Origin of the sequence: Sandarakinorhabdus rubra (assembly GCF_010994245.1) — a bacterium.
Classification (GTDB): Bacteria; Pseudomonadota; Alphaproteobacteria; order Sphingomonadales; family Sphingomonadaceae; genus Sandarakinorhabdus; species Sandarakinorhabdus rubra.
On the sequence record NZ_WMHO01000169.1, the window covers coordinates 1 to 5,752 of the forward strand.

Annotated in this window: 4 protein-coding genes; all 4 read left to right on the forward strand. The window is 68.5% G+C overall.

The genetic code is table 11. The features are described from left to right. The first annotated feature begins 234 nt into the window (after window positions 1–234). On the forward strand, window positions 235–2,559 hold the full coding sequence (locus tag GJV64_RS10605; RefSeq protein WP_164157204.1) for an LPS-assembly protein LptD: 2,325 nt from the start codon (window positions 235–237) through the stop codon (window positions 2,557–2,559). A 171-nt stretch (window positions 2,560–2,730) separates the two neighbouring features. Continuing rightward, window positions 2,731–4,092, forward strand: coding sequence for a peptidylprolyl isomerase (locus tag GJV64_RS10610; protein WP_235927699.1), 1,362 nt, complete (start codon window positions 2,731–2,733; stop codon window positions 4,090–4,092). Further along, a complete protein-coding gene (gene pdxA / locus GJV64_RS10615) occupies window positions 4,092–5,087 on the forward strand; it encodes a 4-hydroxythreonine-4-phosphate dehydrogenase PdxA (RefSeq protein ID WP_164157205.1) in 996 nt (331 codons plus the stop codon). The genes GJV64_RS10610 and pdxA overlap by 1 nt, the downstream gene beginning before the upstream one ends. Before the next feature lie 8 nt (window positions 5,088–5,095). Then, the coding region (gene rsmA / locus GJV64_RS10620; protein WP_164157206.1) for a 16S rRNA (adenine(1518)-N(6)/adenine(1519)-N(6))-dimethyltransferase RsmA at window positions 5,096–5,752 on the forward strand (657 nt) is incomplete at its 3' end.

Here is a 5,752-nt window from a genome sequence, read left to right on the forward strand (position 1 = left end):
CGCCGCGCCGGCCGACAGCGCCGCCGCCGGCCCGGCGAGCACCACCAGGGCGGCGGTGGGATCGGCGATGGCCGGCAGATAGGAAATGGCGAGCATGGATCGGCTCCTTTTTTGGATTCGAGAATCTGATTCGGCGGGCCAATCTGGCTTAGGAGGCCGGCGCGCCGCCGCCAAGCCGGAGGTTGCAGGCGCCAGAGGTTGCAGGGGATTGGCGGCCCGGCTAATCGAACCGGCGTGGCCCCACACCGCCTCCTGCCCGGGATTCCCGTTCCTGCCCGCCGGGCTGGCCTGCTGGCGGCTGCGGCGCTGGTGGCGCTGCTGCCCGCCCCGGCTCTTGCCCAGCGCATGAGCCCGGCGACCTGGGGCAATCCCGAACCGGCCAACGCCGATCCCGATGCCCCGCCGCGGCTGAGCAGCCGGCCCGGCCCCGGCGACACACTGGATTTCGAAGCCGATCAGCTGACCTACAACGAGGATACGCGGCTGGTGGTGGCCAGCGGGCGGGTGCAATTGTCCCGCGACGGCTATCGGCTGGTGGCCGACCGGGTGGAATATACGCGCAGCAACGATGCCGATGGCAAGGAAGCGCCGGGCGAGGTGGTGGCCATCGGCAGTGTCTCGATCACCGATCCCAGCGGCAACCAGGCGATGGGGGACCGCATCACCCTCACCGACAGCCTGCGCGATGGCGCCATCGCCAACATGCTGCTGGTCCTCAACGATGGCGGCCGGCTTGGCGCCCGCAGCGCCACGCGGGATGGCGGCACCTACACGCTGGACCGCGCCGCCTATTCGCCCTGTGCCGTGGTGTCGGGCGATGGCTGCCCGCAGACGCCGGTGTGGAAGATCAAGGCAGTCCAGGTTCGCTATGACGAGGCCCGCCACCGCATCTCCTATCGCAACGCCAGTCTCGAGATGTTCGGCGTGCCGGTGCTCTATCTGCCGCGCCTGTCGCACCCGGACGGCGATGCACCGCGCGCCTCGGGCCTCTTGATCCCGGCGCTCGAGATCCAGCGCCAGCTGGGCCTTGGCGTTTCCGCTCCGATCCACCTCGCCATGGCACCGGACAGTGACGTCACCCTGACGCCCTGGCTCTACACCGCCACCAATCCGGCGCTGGCCTTCCAGGCGCGCCGCCTGTTGAAGTCCGGCCCCATCCAGGTCGATGGCATGTTCACCGTGTCGCGCCGGTTCGACCTCGCTTCCGATGGCCTGACCGAGATCGATCGCGGCGAGCGGTTTCGCGGTTACCTCGGGATCAAGGGCCGCCTGCAGCATTCACCGCACTGGCGCTCGGTCTTCTCGCTGCGGCTGACCAGCGATGACACGTTCAACCGTCGCTATGGCCTGGGCTTCGACGACACGCTGCGCTCCTCCTACGCGCTGGAACGCATCACATCCGAAAGCTGGCTGTCGATTTCGGCCTGGTATTTCCAGGGCCTGCGCGTCACCGACCGCGCCAGCGAGAGCCCGCTGGTGCTGCCGCTCATCGACTATGACTGGCGGCCGGACTGGAATGTCGCCGGTGGCAAACTGCGCTTCGGCGCCAATTCCATGCTGCTCACCCGCACCGATGGGCAGGATCTGTTCCGCGTCATCGGCTGGAGCCGCTGGGACCGGCTGTTCACCACCGCACTGGGCCAGCGCATCAGCACCACGGCCCTGGTGCGCGGCGATCTCTACGATGTGCGTAACAGCGATCGGGCGACCTTTCCCGACTATGCTGGCCGCGATGGCTGGCGCGGGCGCGGCGTCGCGCTGGCCGCGATCGACATCGCCTGGCCCTTTGCCGGGCCGGCGTTCGGCGGTGAGCAGACGATATCCCCCCGCGTGCAGCTGGTGGCGGCGCCACGCATCCCCAATTCGGGCTTTGCCAACGAGGATTCGCGTGCCTTCGAGCTGGAAGACATCAGCCTGTTCGAGCTCAATCGCACGCCGGGCCTTGATCGCCAGGAAAGCGGCAGCCGGGTCACCTATGGCCTTGAATATGGCCTCGACCGGGCGGGATGGCAGCTCAGGGCCGAAATCGGCCAGTCACTGCGACTCGACGGCGATGGCAGCGAGTTTGCCGACGGCACCGGCTTTCGCGGCCGCGTGTCGGACGTAGTGGGCCGCACCACGTTAAAGGTTGGCCGGCTGGTGGAGTTCACCCACCGCTTCCGGCTCGACAAGGACAATCTGGCGGTCAGGCGCAATGAGATCGACCTCACGGTGGGCGGCCGGCGCACCTATGTCTCGGCCGCCTATATCCGGCTCAACCGCAACGTCACGCTGGAGGACCTCGAAGACCGACAGGAACTGCGCATTGCCGGGCGGCTGGCCTTTGCCCGCTATTGGACGTTGTTCGGCAATGCCATCGTCAACCTCACCACCCGCGCCGACAATCCGCTGGCCACCGGCAACGGATTCGAGCCGATCCGCCACCGCATCGGGGTGGAATATGAGGACGAGTGCTTCCGCTTTGGCCTGGGCTGGCGCCGCGACTATGTCGGCGACCGCGATTTCCGGCCCGGCAACAATTTCCAGATCAGCATCGCGTTCAAGACTCTCGGCCGGTGAACCGGCCGGGGCAACGCCGTTTTCACCCGATGTTCAGCCCCGCCGTGGCAGATGCGGCCCCAAGTTGGTGCTTTGCCCCCTCGCCGGCCATGCGCTATGGGCCGCTGGAGGGCGCGCGGCGCACAGCAGGCGGGATCGGGCCGCAGCGAAGCCAAGTGAAGGACAATGACCTTGTCGAGCCGGAAACAGAGCATGATCGAGCGGGCGGCGCGGGTCGCCATGGCGGGGCTGATCGCCCTGCCCCAGATCGCACTGCCCACGATTGCCCAGGCCCAGGTGGCCGGCCGCAGCTTCAACGCCAATGATCTGCCCGACGTGCTGGTGCTGGGCACGGTCGACCCGTCGCTCAGGAAGGCGCAGGCCATCGTCAATGGCGATGTCATCACCGATACCGATATCGATCATCGCCTAGCGCTGGTGGTCACCGCCAACGGCGGCCGCATCGACGAGGAGGAGCGCCAGCGCCTGCGTCTGCAGATCATCCGCAACCTGATCGACGAGAAGCTGCAGATGCAGGAAGCCGCAGAGAATGATGTCCGCATCAGCGAGGCAGAGGTGAACCGCAGCTTTGAACGGGTGGCGCAGAATTTCCGCCGCACCCCGGCCCAGTTCGAGACCTATCTTCATGAGAACGGCTCGTCGGCCAACAGCCTGAAGAGCCAGATCCGCGCCGAGCTCGCTTGGAGCCGGGTGTTGCGCCGCAAGGTCGAGCCGCTGGTCAATGTCGGCGACGACGAGGTCCAGCAGGTCATCGACAAGCTGAACGCCGCCAAGGGCAAGGACGAGTATCATGTCGGAGAGATCTTCCTGTCGGCAACGCCGGAGACGGTGAATGACGTGATGAACGATGCCGCGCGCATCGTCGGCCAGATCCGGGGCGGCGCCAGCTTCGTCGCCTATGCCCGCCAGTTTTCCGAAGCCTCCACCGCCGGCCTGGGTGGAGACCTGGGCTGGGTGCGCGCCGAACAGCTCAATGATGCGGTGGCCCCGGCCGTGACCGCCCTGCAGCCCGGCCAGATCACCGATCCACTGGCGGTGCCCGGCGGCGTGGCCGTGATGGCGCTGCTGGAGAAGCGCCAGGTGCTGGCCGCCGATCCGATGAATGCCATTCTCAGCCTGAAGCAGCTGACCATCCCGCTGAAGCCCGACACCACTGAGGAACAGGCGCGCGCCCGCGTCGCCGAGATTCAGGCGCTGACCCAGAACATGGGTGGTTGCGGCGGTGTCGACGCCATCGCCCCCAAGGTGGGCGGCGAAGTGGCCAGCAACGATGCCGTGCGCCTGCGCGATCTGCCGCCGGCGCTGCAGAACATCATGTCCCGCCTGTCGATCGGTGAGGCGACTCCGGCCTTCGGTTCAGCCCAGGAAGGCCTGCGCGTGCTGGTGCTGTGCGGGCGCGACGAAAGCCAGGTGCAGGCCAGCGCTCCCAATTTCGAGCAGATCTATGCCCAGATGAACGACGAGCGGGTGAACATGCGCGCTCGCCGCTACCTGCGCGATCTCAGGCGCGATGCCATCGTCGATTATCGCTGATGGCCACTGCTGAACCGGCGCCGCTCGCCATCTCGATTGGTGATCCGGCCGGCATTGGGCCGGAGGTGATCGCCGGGGCCTGGGCGCACCGCCACACCGACAGCCTGCCGCCCTTCCTCGCCATCGGGGACGCCCGCTCGATCCGCGCCGTGTGGGACGGGCCGATCGCCAGCCTGTCCGATCCGGCCATGGCGGCGCGCGCCTTCGCCGACGCGCTGCCGCTGATCCAGGTGGATGATCCGGGCGAGATCATTCCCGGCCAGCCCAACCTGGCCGGCGCCCGCTGCGCGCTCGACAGCCTGGAACTGGCGGTCGGCCTCACCCGGCAGGGCATGGCCGCCGGCCTTGTCACCGGCCCGGTGTCGAAGGCGCAGCTGGCGGCCATAGGCTTTGCCTATCCGGGCCAGACCGAGTTCGTGGCCGAACGCTGCGGGGTGGCGGCCAGCCATGCCGTGATGATGCTGGCCGGGCCCACGTTGCGCGCCGTGCCGCTCACCGTGCACGTGCCCCTGGCCGACGTGCCGCGGCTGGTGACGACCGATCTGATCGTCACCCGCGCGCGCATCACCGCCCGGGCGCTGGCCCGCGATTTCGGCATCGAGCGGCCGCGTATCGCGATTGCCGGCCTGAACCCCCACGCCGGTGAGAACGGTACGCTGGGCCGCGAGGAGCAGGACATCATCCGCCCCGCCATCGAAACGCTGCGCGGCGAAGGGCACGACATCACGGGGCCGCTTTCGGCCGACACGATGTTCCACGCCCGCGCCCGGGCACGGTATGACGTGGCGCTGTGCATGTATCACGACCAGGCGTTGATCCCGCTGAAGAGCCTGCATTTCGATGATGGGGTGAACGTTACGCTGGGGCTGCCGATCATCCGCACCTCGCCCGATCACGGCACCGCGTTCGACATCGCCGGGCGCCAGCTTGCCCGGCCCGATGCCATGATCGCAGCGATCCGCATGGCCGCCGGCTGCGCCGCCGCGCGGGCCTGACGCAACCGATGGGCCTGCCTGATCTGCCGCCGCTGCGCGAGGTGATTGCCGCCCACGGGCTTGATGCGCGAAAATCGCTCGGCCAGAATTTCCTTACCGACACCAACCTGCTCGACCGCATCGCCCGCATCCCCGGCCTTGGCACCGGCGCGCGCGTCTATGAGGTCGGCCCCGGCCCCGGCGGTCTCACCCGCGCCCTGCTGCGCACCGGGGCCAGCGTGGTGGCGGTGGAGCGCGATGACCGGGCTCTGCCGGCACTGGCCGAACTCGCCGCCGCTGCCGACGGCTGGCTCACCGTGGTGGGCGATGATGCCATGGCGGTCGATGCCCGCGCTCTTGCCGGAGACGGTGCTCACATCGTCGCCAACCTGCCCTACAATATCGGCACCGCGCTGTTCACCGGCTGGCTCGATGGCGAAGAGTGGCCGCCATGGTGGGCCAGCCTCACGCTGATGTTCCAGAAGGAAGTGGCGCAGCGCATCACCGCCCGGCCGGGCAGTGGCGCCTATGGCCGGCTCGCGGTTCTGGCGCAGTGGCGTTCCGTGCCGAAGATCGCGCTCACCGTGCCGGCGCGCGCCTTCGTGCCGGCGCCCAAGGTCGACTCCGCCGTGGTCCACCTGGTGCCGGCAACGCCCATGTCTGCCGCGCACCCGGCCAGGCTGGCG

Coding starts and splice junctions, on each gene's coding strand:
- pdxA (WP_164157205.1), top strand. CDS start 4,092: ATGGCCACTGCTGAACCGGCGCCGCTCGCCATCTCGATTGGTGATCCG.